Below are 23360 nucleotides of genomic sequence, written 5' to 3' on the forward strand. Positions count from 1 at the left end.
TTATTTGTTCCAAAAATTATAAAAATTAAACCATTGATAAGGTGCATCTACGCAATGCTGTTCGACCAGTTGAACATAGCGTTGTATGACTTCAGCTATGGCTTGGTTGCGGGTTTGTCGCGGAAAATTAAGTTTTTGAGCGATTGAATGGATATGCACATGAAAGTTGTCTTGCTTGCGATAACAGAAAACCGCCAATATCGGCACTTTCAGCAAACTCGCTAAAATCCAAGGTCCTTGCGGCCAAGCGGACTCATCAGCTAAAAATTTAAGATTTTCGACACGTTGCGATTGAACTGGAACGCGATCTGCTGCCACGATGATCCACTCACCCTGATCCAGTTTCTCCTGCAAAAGAATCGCAGTATCAACGCCAAGTTCATCAACCGAAATCAGATGCACATCGGCTTTTTGATTGAGCTTTTTAAGAAATTCATTAAATTTACTGGCATGTTTTTGATAAACCAATACATTGATTTTTTGCTGATGATCAGATTTGATCGCACGTAGCAGTTCGATATTGCCAAAATGCGATACCACAATGATCGCACCTTTTTTATAATTTTCCCGAAAATGCGCATGCCCATGCAAGATCAGCTTTTCTTCTGCGACTTTTCCCAGCCAGCCTTCAATTTTATCCAAAATACACTCACCAAATGTCATCAAATGAATATACGAATGACTCATATTCGGTTGATGTGAAAATGGTGACTTTTCTTGAGCAAAATGATGCAACTTTTGTAAATAAAGTAATGAAGCCTGACGCGCTGTACGAGAAAAGATCCAGTACCACATGATGATGAAATACAACACCAGCTTACACAAAAAACGCCCACCAAAACGATAAAAGCAAAGCATTAACATCAAAGGTAACATTCCCCCCTTTTCTTTAAGCTCACTCCATCGTTTTGTATGTGATTCAGTCATGTGCTGAACCTTTGGTTTTTTGTGCCAACAGTTTAGGTAAGCGAATCAACATGCCTGCAAAAAGTCGCGCATGTGCTTTACTCAGTCCTAAATTATCTTTCCACAAATTAAAATGTGAAATACCTTGTTCTGGATAAATCACAGCAGTAGGCACATTGATAAACTGAACTTGTTCCCACTTTAGACGCACTAAAATTTCACTGTCAAAACCCATGCGTGGTTGAAATTTTGCTCGATTGAGGACTTGAATGGTTTGATCAAGTGGATAAATACGAAAACCGCACATACTATCTTTGATTTCAAGTGACAAGCTATTAATCCAAACCCAGACATGGGTGACATAACGACCATACAAACGCTTTTTCGGCACCGTTTCATCAAAGATCGGCTGTCCCAAAATCATTGCTTGAGGATGTTGTGCTGAGATGGTGATAAATTTTTCAATATCCTGCCAATCGTGCTGCCCATCTGCATCAATTTGTAAAACATGTGTCCAGCCGAGATCTTGTGCTTGATATAAACCTGTCATCACGGCCTGACCTTTGCCCTGATTGGTCGCATGCTCAACCAGATATACATTTTTATGCTGCTGCGCCAATTCTTGCAACAAGGTCGAACATTCAATATCACTACCATCATTGACCAAAACCACTGGCAAACCATAAGGGTGAATATAGTCCAGTAATGCTTTGATATAATGCGGATGGTTATACACAGGAATCACAAAACCCAATCGATATTGCTGCATCATCTGTCTCCTAAGCGTTAACCGTAGTAGCAAAAACCAAACGTCCTGATGCTAAAGACTGTTCAGCCTGCTGCAATTGAAAACTGATTTTATCTGCTTTACGCTCAAGTTTAAGCAAAACCACGGCATGCGGTTGGATCAATTCCTGAAACTTAATTTGTTCTAATGCTGTACACCAATCTAGATCAGCCCAGATCTCTTTAGCGAACTTTTGAATAAAAGCAATTTGCCCAACACCAGGATAAATCGGTTGACCAGGAAAATGCCCATTAAAAGCAGCCAGTTCAGGAATAAACTCTAATTTAAATTCTGCGCTATTGGCATCAATATGCGATGCTAAAACCACGGGTAAATTTAAGTTTTCAAATAATGATTTCATATAATTTTTATTGAGCTTTGATTGGGCGTTTTTCGGTAATTGGCTTAAAAAACGCCACTGCCTCGGTATCGCAATATATTCCAATTTATCTGCAAGTTGTTGTTTTATTTTTGCGACAAATGCACGCTTATGACTGTGTCTAAGTTCTAATTGAGCTTGTTCAGACAATACCGCCACACATGCCAAAATTTGTCGATGATCCTTTTCAAAGATCAATGTATGACATTCACTGACTTCTGGCAATTCAACAATACCACTTTCAATAGAATCAAGACTTAAACGCTTTTCTTCAAGCTTAACAATACGGTCTAAGCGACCTTGAAGCTGAAACTGACTTTTTCGATCATCAGGCACAGACACTTCGACTTTATCTGCGGTATAGATCCAATCATTGATATACGCATGTTGAGTCAAGACACCCAGTTCACCTGCATCTGTAACGCTAATTTCGACATCTGCAAACGGCGTCCAAAGCGCCTCATCTTGTGTGCGATAAGCAATGCCACCCGTTTCGGAACTACCAAAAATTTCGGTGATACTGGCATTGAGCAGTGGACGCACTCCAGCATCTAATTTACCACCTGAAGAATAAACCACTGAATGCTGTTCAAGTAATGCATCAGAGGTCCAACGTTTTAAAAGTGCTGGGCTGGAAACCACATAATGATTTGAACCAAAATGATCGTGACTTAAATGCTGTAACTTTTTTTGTGCTTCAACCACATCTTCAGGAAATGCCAATTGCGGATTATAAAAAGCTCTGCCACTGGCAAGTGGCCAAAGTAATTTAAACAATAGACCATAAATATGTTGATGACTGACTGTAGCAAGCGCCAGTGCATTTTCTGCTAGATCAAAACTTTGATCTAAACCTTGTACTTCATTAAGCAGCTGTTTTAGGGTGCGCGGAATCTTTTTAGGTTGCCCTGTAGAACCCGAAGTATAAAAAAACACTGCTGCACGATTTAAAAATGCATCATTTAGATCAATGTGTTGAGTATCTTCAACCACAGGATTAATCTGTTTATATTGTCGTTCAATAAAATAAATATTCTGAGCTGCTAAGCTTTTTTCCAAATCACGCACACGATTTGGCGGGAGAATAACCTGTTTATCCGCAAGCAAAACTGCAAAAAATAACACTAAAAAATCATAACTGTCATTTTGCCACAAGGCCCATGCACTTTCAGTGGATTGTTCAATGTGTGTTTTTTCACTCAACACTTCCTGCCAAAATTGGGAAAATGTTTTGACACTAAAATCAGAGGTGATACACAGACATTTTTCAGCATGAATGTGGCTTTGAAAATGACACAACATAAGCGTTTATTTTAACTCGTATGATTTTTAGCTTGATGAATTTTTCGCAGTACAAATTCACCTGCAAATAACAAACCCATCAAAAGATAAGAAATAAAACCATTATAAAGTACCCACATTTGGGTACTGCTAAATAACACTGTATAAAGCGCAATACAGGCATTTAAAATAAAAAAGCCACACCAAACAATCGTAACTTTTTTGGTCCAGATCACCCCAGACTCGGGTAAATCAGGTTCAACCAAACGTGCAAAACGCTCAATCATTGAGGGTGGTTTGATTAAAGTGGTCGCAAAAATTATCAACGCGCCCACACTCATCAATACTGGATACAGCTTTAACCAAGCATGATCTTTTAAAATCAAACTCAGCCCACCACAAATAATGGCAAACCAAGTCAATGGCCACATAAGATCACTTTTTTTAAAAAATAAGCGTGATCCACCGAGCAGAACCAACAAAGCACTCACCCAAATAAAATGACCATGCGCTAGGCTGTAGCCCACGATAAATGGGTAAAGTAGAAATAAGACGGTGACTCCACTGCGGATCAAATGCTTCATTCTGCAGACATATTTTGAATCACAACCACAACATCTTGCACTGTTCTGACATTTTTAAAATCTTCAGGTTTAACTTGCTTACCGGTTAATTCTTTAATTTTAACAACTAAATCAATAGCGTCGATGCTATCAACATCCAGATCAGAATACAGGTTTGACTCAAGCTGAATATCAGCAGGTTCAATTTCAAATAGTTCTTCCATCCACTCACGTAGATTTGTTAAGACGATTTCTTCAGATATCATAACGACCTCTTAAGCAGCGCGTTGCGCTTCAACCAAGTCCACTAAACTTTGCACAGAGGCGAAATGTTGCTTGGTTTCCTGTGATTCAGCATTTAAATAAATGTTATAGCGTTTTTTCAAAGCTAAACCTAATTCTAGGGCATCAATAGAATCCAGCCCTAATCCATCACCAAAGAGTGGTGCATTGGTATCAATATCTTCAATTGAAATATCTTCCAATGCCAGCACATCAATGATCATTTCTTTTAACTCATCAGCAAGATTGCTCATTTGTAGATAACTCTTGTTTAATTAACGCTTGATTAAATAAGTTGTGCAAAAAATGATTGAGCTGTTTCACCTGTTTTGAGTTAACAGCAGCATCATCCAATATATCGTGTACATGTACCGCATCTAACACTTTAATCTGAATGTGAAATGGTTCATTTGGAATGTGATACCACTTTTCATTTTTGGTCAGTGTCGAGGGCGTGCATTCTATCAAAATCGGACGAATTGGAACATTCGCTCGAATCGCAATATTTGATGCACCGCGTTGGAACTCATTCAGTGAGGCACCTCTTTCTGTTCGTGTCCCTTCTGGAAATATCAATAATGAGGCTGCATCTTTTTCTTGGAGTTTTTTAACGCAGTCCAAAATAAATTGCTCAGATCCCTCATTTAAAATATAACCTGCACTACGTACTGGCCCCAATGTAAATGGATTGCGCCAAAGTGCTTTTTTTACAATACAGTTGGCCTTTTCCATTAAGCCAATCAAAATCACCACATCAATCAAGGTTGGATGATTTGCAATGACTAACTCTTGACGGCTATGGGCCAGCTTTTCCAAGCCTTCGACCTCATAGGTCATGATGCCCAATTTAACCATCATTTCAGTAAAGCCTTTAAAGCTATATTTAATGGCTTTTTGCGCACGATCTTGTCTTTTTCTTGTATCAAATGTGCTCACTTTCACCAATGGTGCAACCACACCACCAATCACAATTCCGCCCAAGCCAAAACTTGCAAAACTAAAACCTGTAGCACCAACACGCCAAGCGTAATTTAACTTTTTCTTTACTTTATTGATATTTAGCATTTGACCCAAGCACCCTTTTCCTTCAGGTTTTGATTTTGCCAAAACGCATTAAAATCTTGAGCTTCTAAATATTTGCTTTGTTGCGGTTGCAGATTTTCTACAGCGATTTTTAAATTGGCATTTTCTAAACTGACCACTCCAGCCAATGAAAAAGCTTTAAAATTCTGATACTCATCGTATATTTCAGGCAATGCTTGGTCATAATAAATCACCAAGGCATTTTTAGCATTGTGGTGTGTTTTTAAATAAGCATAAGCTTCTATTAAAGCTTCAGACCATGATGCTGCCAAACTGGTCGCGAGCGTATCATCTTGACAAAATATAGAATACAAACCTGAAACTGCATTATGTACGGAAGTTGAAAAAAGTGTCGGAGATGGGGTCTGGTCTGAAAGGACATCTTTTAAAATTTTAAGTGTTTTTTCTTCATCGCCATATTGTGAGCTCCAAACAATATAGTCGACCTGAATCCCCTGCAAACTTTGAATTGCACTATTCAGTGCAATTTTAGCAATACTTGATAACCGTCTACGTTGCATCGCAGGAATTTTTTCAAGTGCTAAAAATGTATCACCATCTTCGCTCAAGGTGAGCCTAGAAATATTTAATTGAAGCATGTTTTATTCATCAACATCAGCTAATTTAATTGGCTTAAAAAGCCTTCTTTAGACAAATTATAACATTTGAATAACAATAAATACAAAAAATACAATTGAACTTTGTCTAATAATTAGTTCCTTAATTAAAAGATCCTCTTGCAACACTATTTTTTACTGCAACAGTTTATTCAATCCCATTTCATCAAGTGGCGTATTATACTTATAAAACTTATTTTAAAAGCTTGTTTACTGTTAATTATCGCTAAGTAATGCTATTTTTTTTAAATGTCTATGTTGATGGCATACTCAGGGTTTTATACAGAATATTAACTCGAAATAATACAGTATTTTGAACAGTCGATTGCTCTCTAAACAACATATCTTTGCTACAACAAACCTAAGCTTTGAACACAGCTATTTATACAACACTAGATTGTAATTTTACTGTAATTGCTGATTTTAAATCACAATCAATATTTTAAGCTGAACATTAAAGATCTTTCATAAATCAAAAAAATGATCATGTGGAGTAAAGCATTTTGGTATTGAAAATTCCTTCTCCCTCGGGAGAAGGCTAGGATGAGGGGGATTTTATGTTGATCTATGGTTTTAAAAAGGACTCATGGAACAAATTTATTGTTGGCATCCCTTTGCCATGGCTGATTGATTGCTACACGTCATGATCAGCCAAACATACATCTAACAAATCAGCCTGCTGCACTTTCCGCAACCCATTGTGAAAATTTACTTGGAACACCTTTGGTATTTTCATCAAAGCCAAAGAATTTAACACCATCTTCTGTATCTGAATAAGCCGCCATGACTTTACCTGTTTTGGTATTGATCGCAATGACGGCCTTACTCGAACCCGCCCCACGTGGGTCATAACCACTGCCTACCAGCCAATCACCCTGACGCTGCATTGCACTGGATACCACTAAAGCTGAAGTGAGATTTGCATATGATTTGCCAACTAATTGCTGAAAACGAGCTTTCCAAGGTGCTGCCTGTATAACGTCATGTGGGTGTTTACCATCTGGTTTCGCCATACCCGTTGTTGGAACAGGACGTGTACCGCACTTGCTTTTGATTTCTGACTCATAGCCGATATTACCAACTTCTTGCACATCGATAGTACGCCCAACCTTATCGGCACAGTCAGCCCATTGTTGTGGTGTTTTTGCCTGTGCAACAATTGGCGTAATCAGCATGCCCGCCAGTAAAAAACTAACAATTTTCATGATTTATTTCCTTTAAACTTTAAATATGTATTTAATTTAACATCGCGATAACAATGCGCTTTAATAACCTGAGCTTTTAACCAGTTTAGGGGTATCTGCTTTTTGGACTGATACCAATTTTGCCAAATCAGTACCATCACTTTCGCCCTTATAAACCGCATATTCTCCAACCGTTACAGTTGCATGTCCCGTATAGCCAATATAGCCTTCCTTGGGTCTTTTGTTGAGTTTTAATGCCTGAGCTGCCTGTTGAGTATCATTGAAACAAAACCAGCGTGAACGGCGATCATCCGGCTTACGCGGTATCAACTGATCTGAAGGCGCACTGGGATGAAAACAGATAACATCACCTGCCACTTCATCATCAAAATAATATGAATATTCTCCATTTACTGTAATTTGACCACGATATTGATCAAATTCCTGTGTGCTTTTTTGCAGTTTCAAGGCATCTGCATGTGCAAACAAGGGCAAAGCTAAAATACTGCCCAGTAAAAAATTAACCGCTTTCATCATTTTTATCCTTTAAAAAGATCCGATCTTTTATTTAAATATATTTTACTTCAAATACTTATCTCGGGTTTATCACAATAGGCGATGTGACTTAAAGCAGAACCCTATGTATTACCACCAATAAAATATACTGGCGCCCGGCTCGTAATAAGTACTACATGCTGAGTAAACCACTTTACACTCTTGCTTGTTTTTACTTTGACATTCATAAGCAGCTAATGCTTTGGCGCCTGCGGGCGTACGATCAATTCTAATCACAGACTCTTGACCACCTTGAGTCGGATCAGCCAAGGCAACACATTTATTGTTATAGGTAAAGATGACTTCACAATTTTTACCTCCCTTTTTTTGGCAATTTTCCAAGGCTATTTTTTTAGCCCCACGTTCGGTTCGTGTCGCTTGGGCATAACCTGTAGGTCGAGAAGGTGCTGCCTTATCTTCAGCAATCGCGCCCCAACGTTTTTCCCAAAGTGAGGGTTCCCATTTATATGTGCCACCACCGCCACCACCATTACTACCGCCACTTGGAATCGGTGCACACCCTTGCAGGCCTTGCCCACCAATTGGATAATAACCAGGAGGACAATTGCCCTCTGCGGCCACATGGCCTGACCACATCAAAACAACAAACGCCAACACAAGCGTGTTTGCAATCCCCATGAATTGTTTAAAATAGTGTTGCTCTGTGATCGTGAATGTTTTAAACATAATAAAAGCCCTCATGGCCAATAATCATTAACAAATTGAATGATTACTATCCAAAACAACAAACAATATATGATCAATTTTCTGATTGATGGAATGTTAATATTTTATCTAACGTTCAAACTTAGATTAAAACTTCTACAACTTTTTTCTGCAAGTCATTTTTATTCATTAAATTTTCTCTAAGCATTCCCATTAAGATTAAATGCAGAGCAGCTAAACACAAACAATTAAATCATGTGAAAAATCAATACAAAAACATGTTTTAAAACAGCAAAATACAGATAAACTTAACCACATCATCCTTAATTAAATCACCAGTAAACATGCAACACGATATGATGACCCGCCGAAGTTGTGAAAACAATTCAACTGAAGCATTCCATGTATTGGCTAAAAGCAGACTGACCGATTTGAATAAAGCGATAAAACAAAAATCGTAATGTATTTACATAGCAAGGAATAAAATGAAACTGACAAGGATATGTACTTTACTGATATTGTCCATCGTATTAACAGCATGCCAATCCAGCACGGTAAATAAGCTGATAAGAGATCTGCCCTCTCCTGATGGACGTTTTCATGTGGAAGTTCTTCAGTGCCGAGCCAATGATGTAATGTTTGGTGGCGCAACCCAAGTTCAGATTTCAGTTCTGAAAAAAGGTGAAACTGAAAAATGTCGTTCATTTATTCATGCTTTGGCGCAATTCGATGTAAGAACCATCGACTTTGGCGCAAATGATAATGCTTTGCATATAGCGTGGCTGTCAGACACTGAACTTAGTGCGTGGCATCGTAGTTTTGCAACATCTCAAGGCAAGAATTATATAGGGCCTGATGTACAGCAAAGTCAGGCTAACTCTCCAATTAAAGTGATTTTCTCGCCTTTGGCTGCGCAAATTGGAATACCATCTCAAATAAAAAAATAAAGCGCTATACACAATCAACCGTTGTATAAATCGTCTAGTTTTAATTGCTGTTGTGATAGCGCAAGGTTTGGCATCCCCTATACGAAAAGTGAAGCATTGCCTACGCAAAGGTATTTAAACTTTGAATGTAAGCTATGGCATCACAACCTCTTGATAATCAAACAATCTATTTCCCCTTGCGATTAATATTAAATAGAAAAATAATTCTAACTCAAAAGTGTATCTACAAATGCAATGAGCGTTTTTGATAAAAAAACCGTACCAATGTATATCAATAATAAGCAACAACACGCTACACAGCACAGCTAAAAACAAGTCCTCAGATTAATCACATTAATTCATATACTTTTCATAAAAAATGATAAGGGCGTCAAATACAAATTAATTATGCACAAAATACAAAGTTATCTATTGTGATGTACGTCACTATAACCCTGCATTTATTTAAGTACATTACTATTTTATTAAACAGTGCGACTAAGTGTAATTTATTGAAATCATAAAAAATGATTTTAAATAAATATTAAAAATCAACCTTCTAAAATGAATGGGTTTTACTATGAAATTAGCTCTATTAAGTACTGCAACTTTATCTGCTTTAACGCTTTCTGTTTCAGCTTTCGCTGCTGATCCTGTAACTGTTAACGGTGGAACAGTACATTTTACTGGTGAAATCGTAAATGCAGCATGTGCTGTAAGTACAGAATCTTCAAATCAAACTGTTGATTTAGGTCAATACCGTACTGCACGTTTAGCTGTTGCTGGCGATAAAACAACTCCAGTACCGTTCCAAATCAAACTTGTTGACTGTGATCCAACAGTTCAAGCAACTGCTGCTGTTGCATTTTATGGTCAGTCTGTAACGTCTAATGCAAACTTACTTTCAGTTGCTGCTGGTGGTACAAACTCTACTGCTGCAACAAATGTAGGGATTGAGATTGCTGATGACACTTCAAAAATCTTAGGTGTTACTGGTGCTAGTTTCTCTACACCTAAAACATTGATCACTGGTGATAACACACTTCAATTCAGCGCTCGTTATGTAGCGACTGGTGCATCTACACCAGGTCAAGCAAATGCTGATGCAACTTTTGTAGTGAAATATGAATAATTTATCTACTTAAGATAATTATTAAATATTTGATTACATGAGCTTATTTACCATGAAAAAGTATATAACCCTGATTGTTGGAATATTAGTAAGTACTCATATTTACGCAGAAAGTTATGTATTTGGTGGAAGAGCTCATTTTCAGGGAGTTTTGATAAATCAAGGCTGCTCAATCTTGATTGAGAATAATGCTGCTGTATCTATTAAAACTCCCAATTCTCCAATTCAAATCAATTTTTCATTATGCCCTGTAAGCATCTACGACAATCTCGCCATTGGTCTATCTGAACAAAATAAGCCAACCCATGAGATGTTTTATACAGATCCAAAAGCAAGAAATGATTTTGATATTAATAAAGAATTAAACATTCAAGATTTTGAACAGACCCGTCTGGATCAGAAATTTATTCGACAAATTGATCGACCTGAACGTTATGACAGTTTCGCTAAAAATAGGATTGGTATTCTCCTCAACCAAACCTCAGAAAAGCCATCCGCTCAAGCATCGAATATTTTAATTTCTGTTTTTTATCCATAAATGAATTCTAAGGACTTATATGAAACTGAACTTATTTAAAAATGGTGTTCTTAGTATAACCTTAGCCTGCTTAGCATCCACCAGCTTAGCCAATAACAATATTATTGGGGGTATATCACTTGGGGCAACTCGTGTTATTTACCCAACCGATGCCAAGCAAGTTTCATTAGCGATTGTCAACAGCAACAATAAAGAACGCTTTTTAATTAACTCGTGGATTGAAAATAATCTAGATGAAAAATCAAAAGATTTTCTGATTACTCCTCCCTTATTTGTCGCAGAAGCAAATAGCGAAAATACATTAAGAATTGTCAATGTTGCTACCAACTTACCCCAAGATAGAGAGTCGGTATTTTGGGTCAATGTCAAAGCAATTCCTTCGATTGATAAATCGACTTTGATTGACAAGAATATTTTACAACTTGCTGTTTTATCTCGAATCAAACTGTTTGTAAGACCGATAAATCTAAAAACTAAACCTGAAGCCGCATTAGAAACACTTAAGTTTTCAAAATCAGCAGAAGGAATCATGGTGAATAATCCATCTCCATATCATGTTTCTTTTGTGAACGTTTTTGTTGATAACCAAAAAGTGCCAAATGTGATGGCAAGTCCATTTGCCCAAACAAAAATTTCAGCGACTTCAGGCAATAAGCTGAGTTATCAAACGGTCAATGATTACGGTGGTTTAACGGCTAAAGTTGATTTAGAACTGAAGTAATAATTATGAATAGTCTATTTTCAATGCCATACAGTGTTGTATGCGTAAGGAGAAATATCAAGCGATATCCAGTGGGTATCGCAGTGACTATGCTGATTTCAATCGTAGTCCCAAGAACCAGTCATGCAGAACAGGTGTTTAACCCTGCATTTTTAACAGATAACTTATCCAATTCACAAATTTCTGATTTGAGCAGATTTGAGAAATCGACCCATCAATTGCCGGGCGTGTACCGGGTTGATGTGTATGTCAACGATCAATATGCGTTTACCCGCGACATCAATTTTATTGAAAAATCAGGCATTCAAGATACGACTGGTTTATTTCCGTGTTTAGACAGCAAAACATTGCAGGGATTTGGAGTCAATATTGCCCAATACGAGCAATTGTCTAGCTCCAACCCACAATGTGTAGATTTTATTTCAATTATTGACGGTGCAAACAGCCACTTTCAATTTGATAAACAAAAATTATTGATCAGCTTGCCGCAAGCGTCTTTACGCAACCAAATTCGCGGCTATATTCCACCCGATCAATGGGATGAAGGGATCAACGGCTTTTATACCAACTATAATATTTCGGGTTATGACAACTCTAAAACAGATACCAACAGTTTATTTTTACGTCTGGATAATGGACTCAATATTGGCTCATGGCAGTTCCGACATTCAGGCAGTTTTAACGCCAATTCACACAACGGTAAAACCACAAATCAATGGAATAATTTAAATACCTATGTACAAAAAACCATTATTCCTTTAAAAAGCCAGCTGGTAATTGGTGACGGTTCAACAAGTAGCGAAATTTTTGACAGCTTTGGTTTCCGTGGCGCACATTTGTCGACTTCTGAGGCAATGTATCCTGACAGTCAGCAAGGCTATGCACCTACTGTTCGTGGGGTTGCAAAAACCAATGCAAAAGTGGTGATCAAACAAAATGGTTTTGTGATTCATCAGGTAAATGTCGCACCCGGACCATTCCTTATCCAAGATTTAAATCCAACCTCAATCAGTGGTGACCTTTTGGTTACGATTGAAGAAAATGACGGTTCGATTCAAAGCTTTCAAGTGCCCTATTCAAGCCTTCCTGTTTTACAACGTGAAGGACGCACAAAATACAGTCTGGTGATTGGTGAGTACCGTAGTGGATTGGATTCTCAAGATAATCCATCATTGTTACAGGCAACTGCAATTCACGGTTTAAAAAATGGTATTTCCGTTTATGCTGGGACGCAATTGTCAGATAAATATAAGAGTGCATTGGTGGGTCTAGGCGCCAACCTAGGAGATTATGGGGCTTTGTCTTTTGACCTTACCCATGCGGACAGTGAGTTGGCAGATCAATCCTCGAGCAGTGGACAGTCTTTGCGCTTTTTATATTCAAAATCATTATTAAGCTCTGGAACAACTTTCCAGTTATTGGGCTATCGATATTCGACCAAAGGTTTCTATACCTTAAATGATGTTGCTTATAATCGTATGAGTGGTTATCACGTTTCCGAAACTCAAGACGGAAATCAAGCCAATACACCAATCATTACGGATTACTACAACTTATATAATTCTAAAAAAGGTCGCTTTGAAGTCAATATCTCGCATTCACTTGGAAACTATGGTTCTTTATTTGTCTCAGGCAATCAGCAAACCTATTGGGATACCAACAAAAAAAATGAATGGGTTCAAGCGGGTTATGCAAACTCATGGAAAGCACTGAATTATTCATTCTCAGTCAGTCGTAACAAATATTCTGAGATTAATCAAAGTGACACCATGTATGCCATGAATCTGTCCTTCCCATTGGACAAGCTATGGCCGAAAGCGAATTTCCGCAATCATCCAATCCAAAATGCATATAGCACTTTTTCGACCACACAAAATTCAAACGGTAATGAGTCCTATATGGCAGGTTTAAGTGGCACTTTACTGAAAGATCGTAATTTAAGTTATAGCATCAATCAGGGACAAGTCAGTAAGCAAGGTGATATTGGTTCAGTCAGCCTAAATTACAATGGTAGTTACGGTACGGTAGGTGCAGGTTATAGCTACGAAAAGAACTCAAATCAATTTACCTATAACGCATCTGGCGGTATTTTAGCGCACCGTGATGGTATTACCTTTGGTCAGCCTTTAGGTAGCACCTCAATTTTGGTTAAAGCACCCGGTGCCAAAGGTGTAAATATCGAAAACTATACCGGCGTTAAAACCGATTGGCGTGGATATGCCATCGTTCCTTATGCCACTGAGTATCGTGCCAATCGTGTTGCACTCAATTCAAATACTTTCAGTAATAATCTCGAAATCAGCAATAACGTTGAAAATGTCGTCCCAATCAAAGGGGCAATTGCCAGAGCAACGTTTAACACCAGTTTAGGTGTACGAGCACTCATCACCTTATCCCATAACGGCAAGTTTATACCGTATGCAAGTAGTGTGATCGAAAAGGAAAGTTCAGCCACCAGCATCGTTGCAGACGATGGCCGGGTTTATTTAACTGGGCTTCCGCTCAAAGGTACTCTGGAAGTGAATTGGGGCGAATCTGCTGAAGGAAAATGTTTGGCAAACTACGATATTTCAGACATGGACCTCAGCAAACCCGTTATTCAATTTGATCTTGAATGTCAATAAGGAGAGATCATATGAAATTTAAGCTTTTAATTTCCAGTATGTTGCTGCTTGCTTCAGCCCAATCTTTTGCAGTTGTCTGTTGGAACAGTAAAGGGAATGGTGTGGTGGATGACGTTTTTTATGATCTATCCAATAGTTTCAGCAGCTCGAATAATGCTGTAGGTAAAATTGTAGAGCTTAAAAAGAATTTTTCTTCGCAAGTTTATGGAACTTGCCCGGCTCATAATTCCAATATTAGTCGAAATAGAACCATGCGTAGTTATGTTTCCGACCTCTCTGTGATAGAAACGATTGATCGATATAAATACTTACCGATCAACGACTATCTGGTCGGTGCCATGAAAATTACCGATAGCTTTGCGGGGGATTTTTATCCTCCTGCAAATTATGTACAGATGGGTACAGATCCCAATGTAAGTAAAGGCCAACCCTTTGGTATTTGGGATTCAAACTTTACCTTCCGCCTCAAGGTGATTAAACCCTTTATTGATTTTGTGCCTATCCCGAAAAAAACCATGTTTACCGTTTATGTGACAACGGGTTCAGCAGATCCATTAAGTATCCCTGTTTATAAGATCAGTTACAGCGGTTCTATTTCGGTTCCACAAAGCTGCAAAATTGGCACAGGTGACTTTTTAGAAATTAAGTTTGGGGAAATCCCAGCCTATGCCTTTAGTCAGGCGGGTCCTGGCAATAAACCCAACAATGTCAATAAACAGAGTCATACCTTAGCGATTCAATGTACCAATATTGATGCCCAAGCAATGCTGACACTTCGGCTTGAGGCTGAAAAAGCCACTGGAGATATGATGATCTCAGATAATCCAGATATTGGCTTTAAGATGTCAGATCAAAATGACAATGTGTTGTTGCCCAATAATATCAATAGTGTGATTCCATTTAATCTTAAACAACAGCCAGCAAATGTGACCATCAAAGCTTGGCCCGTCAGTATCACTGGAAATAAACCAGAAATTGGTCCGTTTAAGTCTAGAGGATATCTCAGAGTGGATTTTGATTAGGAGACAACAATGAAAAATAGAGCAAGATATATGGCTGCTGCCACAATAATATGTTGTTTAAATATTCATCAGCTCTCTCATGCTCAAAATACCAATGTAGAGCTAGGTCGGGTGAATATTGAGCTTTCAGGAATCGTGACGACAGCAACCTGTGGCGTATTAAGTTCTGAACAAGATAAATATATTCAGCTTGGAAGCGTTGCAAGCAAAGACTTACCCAATATTGGTAGTCAATCAAAACCAACCCCGATTCATTTTGAGATGAGTAACTGTCCGCCGAATGGATCTGTGACCATCACTTTTGAAGGGCCTCGAAATAACGAAAATGCTGAACTTTTAGCGCTCGATGCCTTAGCCAATAAAGCTGAAAATATTGCCATAGAAATCCGAGATCAAGATAAAAAAAGATTGCCTTTAGGCAAGAAAAGCGAAGCCTTTAGCACAGACATCAATGGCAATGTTTCGGCACTCTTTTATGCAAATTATATCGTGACCAAAGCACAAGCCCTCGCAGGGATTGCAAATGCAAATGCTCAGTTTTCTATTCAATATGATTGAGCATATATCACGATTTATTATTAACGGTTAATACGATTGAGTATTCAAACTTTTTAAAGCACAGGGTTAGGAACTCATCCTTTTCATTTGAATGGCATAAAAAATAGCGGAGGACTTTATCTATTTTCATCATTCAAATTCCCACATTGCTTTAAAGAAAAATGAAGACCTCACACATAACGACAAATCTTTGATTACTTTAAATAAAAAATAAATACACAGAAACATCAAATGAATATTGGGAGAATTCATGAAAACTTTTTTTAAAATAAAAAGTGTTAATAAAGGAATGGCACTTTTATTAGACGATTTCTGTAAAAAAAAAGGCTTAGATGTTTCAAGCGATGCTGAATATCCACTCAATGATCACCTACCGTTTGGCGAATGGCTCAAAAGAATAAAACAAATCAACAAACAATATCCCCAAGTGGGTATTGGATTAGACATCGGTGCTTTGGTTCAGCCCAAACATATCGGCATCGTGGCTTATATGGCTCAGTCGAGTGATACATTATTTGATTATATTGAAATACTGTCTCAATACGAAAAGCTTTGGTTTAATTATATTCCCAAAAAAGTGCTTATTGAGGAAAACCACTTTTCAATCTCATGGGATAAACCTGCATATTTACAAGTGGGTTTATATCTAGAAGAAACCACCATCGTTGAAGAAATACAAGTGTCTAGCCTTTTTCACCACTTACAACAACTGACCGATTCAGATGCAAGTGTTTTTCATTGTCTAGAACTTGCCATACCCAAACCCAATGACACAAAAAAATACCAACAACTGTTCAATTGCCCGATTAAATTTAATACAAAGCAAACTCGGATTGTCATACCGAATTCTTTATTGGAAACTAAATTAAAATATTATGACCCTATTCTTTTAGAAATATTGTTGAATCATGCCAACATATTACTCAGTAAAATGCCTCAGGAGGATTCTTTCTTAGAATTGGTTAATCTGAGTATGCTACAAGCACTTGAAAATAATAATGTGCAAATTCACTCTATTGCCAAATCATTAAATATTTCTGCGAGAGCACTGCAAAAATATTTAAAAAATAAAGACCTTTCATTTAAAGAAATACTCAGTAATATTCGTCAAAATCTAGCCAAGAAATATCTGCAAAATCAAAACTTATCCATCACAAAAGTTGCCTTTTTACTTGCCTATAAGGACCAAACCTCATTTAATCGTGCTTTTAAAGCTTGGAATGGCGTTTCTCCTTCTACGTGGAGAAAGCAAAATATCAATAAAAAATTAGATGTAAATGAAAAGCATACTGTAAATGAAAGCTTTGAAACGGAGCTCAGTACACCTGATGTTCAACTCAGCTAAAATAAGCCAAATCTCGCTCAAATAACCTAGAACATCCAACTTAAGTTATTGTTTTCTTTTTATAGACTGGCATGATGAAAGCAAAAGTCCATACATAAAAAACAAACTTTGTAGTGTTGGTTTTCCCCTTAACCTACAAAGTTTGCTGCTTGTTCTGCGCTGTTTAATGATGATTTAATCCAAATGGACGGCCATACGCTTCGCGGTTTTATTCTTGCGTGTCACCATCAGACCACAAATCACCACAATGGAGGTTACCCCTAAAGACAAAGTCGTTTCATAACTATATTGAGGCGATAAAAACATATAGCCCAATACACTCATAATCACCACGATGACAAACCACGTCAGCCAAGGAAATAACCACATTTTAAAGGTCACTTGAGCGCCTATTTTTTCCAGTTTAGCTCTTGAGCGTAGTTGTGACACAGCAATGACTAAATAAACCACCAAGGCAATTGAACCCGTTGTTGAAAGTAAAAATCCAAAAACTTGCCCTGGGAACATATAATTCACGGCGCAACAAATCAGTCCAACAAAGGTTGAAGCAAACACTGCGATCGTTGGTACACCTGCATCATTAATTTTAGTCACAACTTTCGGTGCTTCTTGACGTGCACCCAATGCAAACAGCATCCGTGAAGAGGTATATACAGCCGCATTCATACAACTTGCCACCGCGATAAACACCACCATGTCCATAATCAATTTGGTTTGCGGCACATTGAGGCTGACCAAGACATACTGAAATGTCCCTAATTTTTGTAAATCAGGCGAATGCCAATCGACTAAAGCCACTGCTAGAAAAATCGAAACAACAAAGAATAAAATAATACGATACAGCACTAAATTGGTAGCACGTTTAATTTTCTCTTGTGGATTTTTAGACTCTGCCGCTGCAATCGACAGAATTTCAACACCAAAAAATGAAAACGCCGAAATTAAAATAGCCGAAAGAACGCCACCCATGCCATGCGGCATAAAACCGCCATTTGAAAATAAATGCCCCACACCACTAACATCACGAGCCAAAGGCCAAAGCCCAAATACAGCCGATGCACCAATCACAATAAACAGCAGTATCGCAACCACTTTAATTAAAGCAAACCAAAACTCAAACTCACCAAAACTTTTAGTACTAAAGAAATTGGCTAAACTGAGTAAAATAATAAAAGCAAAAGCATAAATAGCACTAGAAACTTGAGGAAACCACGCATGTAAAATTTCCGCACCAGCAATTGCTTCGATGGGAATCACTAAAACCCAAAACCACCAATACAACCAGCCCACAGTAAAGCCTGCCCAAGGCCCAATTGCTTTACGCGCATAAGTGGAAAATGAACCTGTATCTGGTTGTGCAACGGCCATTTCACCGAGCATACGCATCACCAGAAAAACGATAATACTGGTAATAATATAAGCCAGTACAGCCGCAGGACCTGCTTTGGCAATTGCAGCTGAAGAGCCGACAAATAAACCTGCACCAATAACGCCACCGATACTAATCATCGTGATATGTCGGTTGGAAAGTCCTTCACCTAATTTTGTTGTTTTAACACCATTCATATTTTATTCCTTAAAAATACTTTTAAAATCGTGATTTACATTATTAAATCCTTATTCAAAAGAGAGAAAATCGATGATCTTCCCTCTATACACAAAAAATTAATTTAAAGTAGGCATTGAAAACTGCTTGGCTTCACGAACGTGTGTAGATGGCCAACGTTGGGTAATGGTTTTACGGCGCGTATAAAAACGTACTCCATCTGGCCCATAAGCATACAAGTCACCAAATAACGAACGCTTCCAGCCACCAAAACTATGATATGCAACAGGTACGGGCAATGGCACATTTACACCGACCATTCCCACTTGGATATGATGGGTAAAATAGCGTGCGGCTTCCCCATCACGGGTATAAATACAGGTACCATTTCCATACTCATGATCATTGATTAACTGCATCGCTTGTTGCATGGTTTCTACACGAATCACCTGTAAAACAGGACCAAAAATTTCTTGCTGATAACTGGTCATGTCTGATGAAACCTGATCAATTAGCGTCGGGCCAACAAAAAATCCAGTTTCATAGCCGATAGGTTTGGCATCACGACCATCGACAACAATTTTAGCACCTTGCTGTTCAGCACTTTGGATAAAAGCTTGAACTTTATCTTTATGTGCTTGAGAAATGAGCGGTCCAAAGTCATTTTGTTGATTTGCATAATGACCAAACTTGAGTTGTTGCATTTCTTGGCTAAGTTTTTCAATCACCAGATCAGCAATTTCATCGCCAATTGCCACTGCAACAGACAAAGCCATACAGCGTTCACCAGATGAACCAAAAGCTGCACCTAATAATGAGTTCACCACATTATCGATATCTGCATCAGGCATAATAATGGCATGATTTTTTGCGCCACCTAAGGCCTGACAGCGTTTGCCTGCCGAGGTTGCTGTGCGATAAATATATTCAGCAATCGGGGTTGAACCAACAAAGCTAATCGCTTGAATATTTGGATGATGTAATAAGGCATCCACTGCTTGTTTATCACCATTGATGACGTTAAACACACCATCGGGTAAACCTGCCTGTTGAAGTAATTCTGCCAAATATAATGCTGCTGATGGGGTTTTTTCAGAGGGTTTTAAAATAAAGCAGTTCCCGCAAACAATCGCCATTGGAAACATCCACAATGGAACCATCGCTGGAAAATTAAATGGTGTAATCCCAGCAACCACGCCTAAAGGTTGAAATTCGCTCCATGAATCAATATCTGGGCCAACATTTTTTGAGTATTCACCTTTTAAAAACTCAGGTGCACCACATGCATACTCAACATTTTCAATTCCGCGTTGTAACTCGCCCTGTGCATCATGACAAATTTTTCCATGTTCTTGTCCAATCAACTCACAAAGTTTTTCAGCATTCTCTTCTAGCAGTTGTTTAAACTTAAACATCACTCGTGCACGTTTAATCACAGGGGTATCACGCCATGCTGGAAAAGCCTGTTGTGCAATATGAACCACCTGATTGACCAATGCAGTATCGGCAAGCGCAACTTCTTTGCTGATCTTGCCTGTTGCTGGATGGTATACAGCTAGTGTTCTTGAGGTCTTGGTTACAAGTCCCCCTTGAATAAAATGCCCAACCAGCGTGATCGCTTGTACTGCTTCAGCTGTCTCAGTATTAGACAACTCGCCACCACTAAAATTTTCTAAATTGTTCATTACCTTTCCTTGTCTATTTGTTCCGTGTTTATTTGATTAGGGACTCATCCTATTTATTTCACTTGATAAAGTGCCTCGCCTACAGCATTCATTAAACGGGTTAATTGTGCTTCTGTGGTGTTAAACATTGGGCCAAACTGAAGGGTATCGCCGCCAAAACGCACATAGAAACCTGCTTTCCACAGTTTCATTCCAATTTCAAAACCTCGAATCGTGGCATCACCATCACGCGGTGCCAATTGCAAGGCACCAATCAATCCGCAGTTACGAATGTCGACAATATGAGGTGAACCTTTTAATTCATGGACAAGCTTTTCAAAACTTGGTGCTAAGTCAGCAGATTGAGAAATTAAATTTTCTTGTTCAAGTACATTCAGCGTTGCTAGAGCAGCGGCACAGGCAACAGGATGGGCCGAATAGGTATAGCCATGGGTGAATTCAATCGCATGTTCAGGTAGATCTTGCTGCATAAATGCATTGTAAATTTCACGGCTTGCCACCACCCCACCTAACGGAATTGCGCCATTGCTAATCTGTTTAGCAAAGGTCAAAAGGTCTGGTGTAACCCCAAAATATTCTGCCGCAGTCCATTTACCGATACGCCCAAAGCCAGTAATCACCTCATCAAAAATCAGTAAAATATCGTGTTGGTCACAAATTTCTCTCAAGCGTTGTAAATAACCAACTGGTGGCACGATACAGCCTGCTGAACCTGAAATAGGCTCTACAATCACTGCTGCAATATTAGAAGCATCATGTAATTCAATCAGCTTGAGCATTTCATCTGCCAGCTCAACCCCACCCGTCTCTGCACAGCCTTTGCTAAAACTTAAATGCGCTTGCAAAGTATGAGGCAAATGATCCACATCCATCAATTGACCAAACATTTTACGATTTCCGCCAATACCGCCTAGACTGGTCCCTGCGACGTTTACACCATGATAGCCACGCGCTCGTCCAATCAATTTGGTTTTGCTTGGTTTACCTTGAATGCGCCAATATGCGCGTGCCATCTTGATCGCAGTGTCCGCAGATTCAGAACCTGAATCGGTAAAAAAGACATGTTGCAGTTTTTCCGGCATCAGCTGAACAATTTTTTCAGCCAATTGAAAAGATAAAGGATGTCCAAATTGGAATGCGGGTGAATAGTCCAGTTTTGCCAATTGCTTACTCACAGCCTGTTGGATTTCAGGTCGTGTATGCCCTGCACCACACGTCCATAGCCCTGACAATGAGTCATAAATCTCACGTCCAGTACTGTCAATTAAATACGATCCTTTTGCACCCACGATCATGCGTGGATCTTTATGGAAATTACGATTTGCAGAAAATGGCATCCAATGGGCTTGATAATTTAAATTCATCTGCTCATTTGACTGACTGGCTTCCAATGCGTCATCGCGGTCATTTGATGTATCGATATCAAACATAAGTACTCTTCTTGTTTTGTGGTTATCTCTTGAGTGTACAAAGCACAATAGTTTTGATAAATTCAAAATATCTTGAGTTTAGATATAAAAAAGCAAAACTAAATGAAACCTAAAAAATTAAACCAAGTCACTGATTTTGATATAAAATTACTTAAAATATTTAAAACAGTCTGTGATTGTCACAGCTTCACTGCTGCCGAAAGTATCCTAGGGATTAGTCGTTCTGCGATTAGTTTGCATATGAGTGATCTGGAAAATCGCTTAGGGATTCGGCTCTGTCAGCGCGGTCGAGCAGGCTTTTCCATCACCGATGAAGGTCGGGAAGTTTTAGAATATATTGAGGTACTGACTGCATCGATTGAGGACTTTCGTGCCAAAATCAATCAAATGCATAATCAGCTCAAAGGTGAATTTAATATTGGTATTATTAATAACTTAGTCACAATGCCCAGTGCTTATATCACCAACACATTGGCACAGCTTGCGGAAGAAAATACTGAGGTGGTTATTAATATTAGTATGAGCACACTGTCAGATATTGAGTGTCGTGTTTTGGACAATCGATTACACGCTGGCGCGATTCCTTTGGTGAGCCCATTATCAGGTCTAGATTATTTTCATTTATATAACGAAGAATCTTCACTCTATTGTGGGCAAAACCACCCACTCTTTCAGCATTTAGGTAAAATAAGTTTAGATGACTTAAAACAATGCAATACGGTTCTTCCGAATTATGCCATTACCCCCGATGCAATGAAGTTGCATCAACGATTGAACTGTTCAGCGACTGCAAGTGACAGAGAAGGTATCGCATTTCTGATTCTTTCAGGAAAATTTATGGGGTTTTTACCCGATCATTATGCGAAAAAATGGGTCCAAGATGGTTTGATGCAACCGATTTTACAAGAGAGAATGCATTATAGTACACCGATATGTCTGATTACACATAAAGGAAAAAACTATAATATTATCTTAAAAACCTTTATGGATATATTAAAGAAAACCGTTCAACCGATAAAATAATATACAAAAATTTAAAAACAGTTTAAAAATTCGATTATTTTTAATACGAATTAAAATATAATCCAACCAAAATAATCAGATTATATTTTAACTTATCACACAACATAACTTTTAATTTATGTTATTTATTTCACAAATTAATTGGCTTAATAATAATCTACCACCAATATTTTATGCTGATCACTTTCCAAATCTTGAATTTTTAAATGGGCCATGCTATTGGCTTTTTTATCAACTAAGCTATTGAAATTAAAGCTATCTATTGTGGTGGTTTTTCTCAACACATCAATCGTATTATCAATCGCTTTGCAATTAGAATTATTAGAATTCTTTTCACATGTAAATTCTACAATCTGCCCTTGAAAATGAATCTCCTCTGCATAAGTGGCTAAACTTAAACTCGATATCGTTGTAAATGTTATTAATAAAAAGGATAGTTTTTTATTTAACTCCATCTCATTCCCCTCTAAAGAAATGGTGTAGTTAATTAATTACATAACCTTATTA

The 23360-nt window shown here is 38.2% G+C and carries 24 protein-coding genes; 9 read left to right on the plus strand and 15 right to left on the minus strand.

Annotated features, from left to right (window positions below; all coding sequences use genetic code 11):
• From F981_RS12880 to F981_RS12930, 11 genes are all read right to left on the minus strand, one after another.
• Complete coding sequence (locus F981_RS12880; protein WP_004722197.1) at window positions 1-927, minus strand: LpxL/LpxP family acyltransferase; 927 nt, start codon at window positions 925-927, stop codon at window positions 1-3.
• A complete protein-coding gene (locus F981_RS12885) occupies window positions 920-1675 on the minus strand; it encodes a glycosyltransferase family 2 protein (protein WP_004722199.1) in 756 nt (251 codons plus the stop codon). Before F981_RS12885 ends, F981_RS12880 begins: the two co-directional genes overlap by 8 nt.
• 10 nt (window positions 1676-1685) lie before the next feature.
• Window positions 1686-3374 (minus strand): ApeI family dehydratase, encoded by a 1689-nt coding sequence (locus tag F981_RS12890; protein ID WP_004722201.1) that lies wholly within the window; start codon window positions 3372-3374, stop codon window positions 1686-1688.
• Between the two features lie 11 nt (window positions 3375-3385).
• Window positions 3386-3937 (minus strand): COG4648 family protein, encoded by a 552-nt coding sequence (locus tag F981_RS12895; protein ID WP_004722203.1) that lies wholly within the window; start codon window positions 3935-3937, stop codon window positions 3386-3388.
• Window positions 3934-4182: an acyl carrier protein gene (locus tag F981_RS12900; RefSeq protein ID WP_004722205.1), complete on the minus strand. Its 249-nt coding sequence runs from the start codon at window positions 4180-4182 to the stop codon at window positions 3934-3936. The genes F981_RS12895 and F981_RS12900 overlap by 4 nt, the downstream gene beginning before the upstream one ends.
• Window positions 4183-4191: 9 nt before the next feature.
• Window positions 4192-4452, minus strand: a complete 261-nt coding sequence (locus tag F981_RS12905) for a phosphopantetheine-binding protein (RefSeq protein ID WP_004722207.1) — start codon at window positions 4450-4452, stop codon at window positions 4192-4194.
• The gene (locus F981_RS12910) at window positions 4436-5263 is read right to left on the minus strand and encodes a lysophospholipid acyltransferase family protein (protein WP_004722208.1); all 828 of its coding nucleotides are present in this window, start codon (window positions 5261-5263) and stop codon (window positions 4436-4438) included. The genes F981_RS12905 and F981_RS12910 overlap by 17 nt, the downstream gene beginning before the upstream one ends.
• Window positions 5257-5880 (minus strand): beta-ketoacyl synthase chain length factor, encoded by a 624-nt coding sequence (locus tag F981_RS12915; RefSeq protein ID WP_004722209.1) that lies wholly within the window; start codon window positions 5878-5880, stop codon window positions 5257-5259. Before F981_RS12915 ends, F981_RS12910 begins: the two co-directional genes overlap by 7 nt.
• Before the next feature lie 689 nt (window positions 5881-6569).
• On the minus strand, window positions 6570-7103 hold the full coding sequence (locus F981_RS12920; protein WP_004722210.1) for a hypothetical protein: 534 nt from the start codon (window positions 7101-7103) through the stop codon (window positions 6570-6572).
• A gap of 60 nt (window positions 7104-7163) precedes the next feature.
• Window positions 7164-7616 (minus strand): hypothetical protein, encoded by a 453-nt coding sequence (locus F981_RS12925; RefSeq protein WP_227515164.1) that lies wholly within the window; start codon window positions 7614-7616, stop codon window positions 7164-7166.
• A gap of 111 nt (window positions 7617-7727) precedes the next feature.
• Entirely contained in the window at window positions 7728-8324 is a 597-nt protein-coding gene (locus F981_RS12930; protein WP_004722212.1) for a DUF4189 domain-containing protein, read from the minus strand.
• A 581-nt stretch (window positions 8325-8905) separates the two neighbouring features.
• Between F981_RS12930 and F981_RS12935 the strand changes: the two genes are divergently transcribed.
• From F981_RS12935 to F981_RS12970, 8 genes are all read left to right on the plus strand, one after another.
• Entirely contained in the window at window positions 8906-9250 is a 345-nt protein-coding gene (locus F981_RS12935; RefSeq protein ID WP_228129028.1) for a hypothetical protein, read from the plus strand.
• A gap of 559 nt (window positions 9251-9809) precedes the next feature.
• On the plus strand, window positions 9810-10361 hold the full coding sequence (gene fimA / locus F981_RS12940; protein WP_016539504.1) for a type 1 fimbrial major subunit FimA: 552 nt from the start codon (window positions 9810-9812) through the stop codon (window positions 10359-10361).
• Between the two features lie 52 nt (window positions 10362-10413).
• Complete coding sequence (locus F981_RS12945; protein WP_004722215.1) at window positions 10414-10899, plus strand: hypothetical protein; 486 nt, start codon at window positions 10414-10416, stop codon at window positions 10897-10899.
• A 19-nt stretch (window positions 10900-10918) separates the two neighbouring features.
• Window positions 10919-11620 (plus strand): fimbria/pilus periplasmic chaperone, encoded by a 702-nt coding sequence (locus F981_RS12950; protein WP_004722216.1) that lies wholly within the window; start codon window positions 10919-10921, stop codon window positions 11618-11620.
• Window positions 11621-11625: 5 nt separating this feature from the next.
• Window positions 11626-14244, plus strand: coding sequence for an outer membrane usher protein FimD (gene fimD, locus F981_RS12955; RefSeq protein ID WP_004722218.1), 2619 nt, complete (start codon window positions 11626-11628; stop codon window positions 14242-14244).
• A gap of 11 nt (window positions 14245-14255) precedes the next feature.
• Window positions 14256-15266, plus strand: coding sequence for a fimbrial adhesin FimH (locus F981_RS12960; protein ID WP_004722221.1), 1011 nt, complete (start codon window positions 14256-14258; stop codon window positions 15264-15266).
• A gap of 9 nt (window positions 15267-15275) precedes the next feature.
• Window positions 15276-15824: a fimbrial protein gene (locus F981_RS12965; RefSeq protein WP_004722223.1), complete on the plus strand. Its 549-nt coding sequence runs from the start codon at window positions 15276-15278 to the stop codon at window positions 15822-15824.
• Window positions 15825-16074: 250 nt separating this feature from the next.
• Window positions 16075-17169 carry an AraC family transcriptional regulator gene (locus tag F981_RS12970; protein ID WP_004722224.1) on the plus strand — a complete coding sequence of 365 codons (1095 nt, stop codon included), beginning with the start codon at window positions 16075-16077 and terminating at the stop codon, window positions 17167-17169.
• A 174-nt stretch (window positions 17170-17343) separates the two neighbouring features.
• On the opposite strand, the gene F981_RS12975 is transcribed toward F981_RS12970, so the two are convergent.
• The 3 genes from F981_RS12975 to F981_RS12985 form a co-directional block, all read right to left on the minus strand.
• The gene (locus F981_RS12975; protein WP_004722226.1) at window positions 17344-18735 is read right to left on the minus strand and encodes an amino acid permease; all 1392 of its coding nucleotides are present in this window, start codon (window positions 18733-18735) and stop codon (window positions 17344-17346) included.
• A gap of 99 nt (window positions 18736-18834) precedes the next feature.
• Window positions 18835-20400, minus strand: a complete 1566-nt coding sequence (locus tag F981_RS12980) for a CoA-acylating methylmalonate-semialdehyde dehydrogenase (RefSeq protein WP_004722228.1) — start codon at window positions 20398-20400, stop codon at window positions 18835-18837.
• A 53-nt stretch (window positions 20401-20453) separates the two neighbouring features.
• The gene (locus F981_RS12985; protein ID WP_004722231.1) at window positions 20454-21830 is read right to left on the minus strand and encodes an omega-aminotransferase AptA; all 1377 of its coding nucleotides are present in this window, start codon (window positions 21828-21830) and stop codon (window positions 20454-20456) included.
• 102 nt (window positions 21831-21932) lie between these two features.
• On the opposite strand from F981_RS12985, the gene F981_RS12990 reads away from it, so the two are divergent.
• On the plus strand, window positions 21933-22853 hold the full coding sequence (locus tag F981_RS12990) for a LysR family transcriptional regulator (RefSeq protein ID WP_004722234.1): 921 nt from the start codon (window positions 21933-21935) through the stop codon (window positions 22851-22853).
• A gap of 146 nt (window positions 22854-22999) precedes the next feature.
• Here the strand turns inward: F981_RS12990 and F981_RS12995 are convergent, their stop codons facing one another.
• A complete protein-coding gene (locus F981_RS12995; RefSeq protein ID WP_004722235.1) occupies window positions 23000-23308 on the minus strand; it encodes a hypothetical protein in 309 nt (102 codons plus the stop codon).
• Between the last annotated feature and the right edge of the window lie 52 nt (window positions 23309-23360).

Source organism: Acinetobacter guillouiae CIP 63.46, from assembly GCF_000368145.1.
Taxonomy (GTDB): Bacteria; Pseudomonadota; Gammaproteobacteria; order Pseudomonadales; family Moraxellaceae; genus Acinetobacter; species Acinetobacter guillouiae.

Bases quoted from the DNA above. Each gene is read 5' to 3' on its own strand.
- F981_RS12925 (WP_227515164.1), bottom strand. From the start codon at position 7,616: ATGAAAGCGGTTAATTTTTTACTGGGCAGTATTTTAGCTTTGCCCTTG.
- F981_RS12920 (WP_004722210.1), bottom strand. From the start codon at position 7,103: ATGAAAATTGTTAGTTTTTTACTGGCGGGCATGCTGATTACGCCAATT.
- F981_RS12880 (WP_004722197.1), bottom strand. From the start codon at position 927: ATGACTGAATCACATACAAAACGATGGAGTGAGCTTAAAGAAAAGGGG.
- F981_RS12945 (WP_004722215.1), top strand. From the start codon at position 10,414: ATGAAAAAGTATATAACCCTGATTGTTGGAATATTAGTAAGTACTCAT.
- F981_RS12980 (WP_004722228.1), bottom strand. From the start codon at position 20,400: ATGAACAATTTAGAAAATTTTAGTGGTGGCGAGTTGTCTAATACTGAG.
- F981_RS12915 (WP_004722209.1), bottom strand. From the start codon at position 5,880: ATGCTTCAATTAAATATTTCTAGGCTCACCTTGAGCGAAGATGGTGAT.
- F981_RS12885 (WP_004722199.1), bottom strand. From the start codon at position 1,675: ATGCAGCAATATCGATTGGGTTTTGTGATTCCTGTGTATAACCATCCG.
- F981_RS12975 (WP_004722226.1), bottom strand. From the start codon at position 18,735: ATGAATGGTGTTAAAACAACAAAATTAGGTGAAGGACTTTCCAACCGA.
- F981_RS12960 (WP_004722221.1), top strand. From the start codon at position 14,256: ATGAAATTTAAGCTTTTAATTTCCAGTATGTTGCTGCTTGCTTCAGCC.
- F981_RS12985 (WP_004722231.1), bottom strand. From the start codon at position 21,830: ATGTTTGATATCGATACATCAAATGACCGCGATGACGCATTGGAAGCC.
- F981_RS12970 (WP_004722224.1), top strand. From the start codon at position 16,075: ATGAAAACTTTTTTTAAAATAAAAAGTGTTAATAAAGGAATGGCACTT.
- F981_RS12895 (WP_004722203.1), bottom strand. From the start codon at position 3,937: ATGAAGCATTTGATCCGCAGTGGAGTCACCGTCTTATTTCTACTTTAC.
- F981_RS12905 (WP_004722207.1), bottom strand. From the start codon at position 4,452: ATGAGCAATCTTGCTGATGAGTTAAAAGAAATGATCATTGATGTGCTG.
- F981_RS12990 (WP_004722234.1), top strand. From the start codon at position 21,933: ATGAAACCTAAAAAATTAAACCAAGTCACTGATTTTGATATAAAATTA.
- F981_RS12995 (WP_004722235.1), bottom strand. From the start codon at position 23,308: ATGGAGTTAAATAAAAAACTATCCTTTTTATTAATAACATTTACAACG.
- F981_RS12890 (WP_004722201.1), bottom strand. From the start codon at position 3,374: ATGTTGTGTCATTTTCAAAGCCACATTCATGCTGAAAAATGTCTGTGT.
- F981_RS12950 (WP_004722216.1), top strand. From the start codon at position 10,919: ATGAAACTGAACTTATTTAAAAATGGTGTTCTTAGTATAACCTTAGCC.
- F981_RS12900 (WP_004722205.1), bottom strand. From the start codon at position 4,182: ATGATATCTGAAGAAATCGTCTTAACAAATCTACGTGAGTGGATGGAA.
- fimA (WP_016539504.1), top strand. From the start codon at position 9,810: ATGAAATTAGCTCTATTAAGTACTGCAACTTTATCTGCTTTAACGCTT.
- F981_RS12930 (WP_004722212.1), bottom strand. From the start codon at position 8,324: ATGTTTAAAACATTCACGATCACAGAGCAACACTATTTTAAACAATTC.
- fimD (WP_004722218.1), top strand. From the start codon at position 11,626: ATGAATAGTCTATTTTCAATGCCATACAGTGTTGTATGCGTAAGGAGA.
- F981_RS12910 (WP_004722208.1), bottom strand. From the start codon at position 5,263: ATGCTAAATATCAATAAAGTAAAGAAAAAGTTAAATTACGCTTGGCGT.
- F981_RS12965 (WP_004722223.1), top strand. From the start codon at position 15,276: ATGAAAAATAGAGCAAGATATATGGCTGCTGCCACAATAATATGTTGT.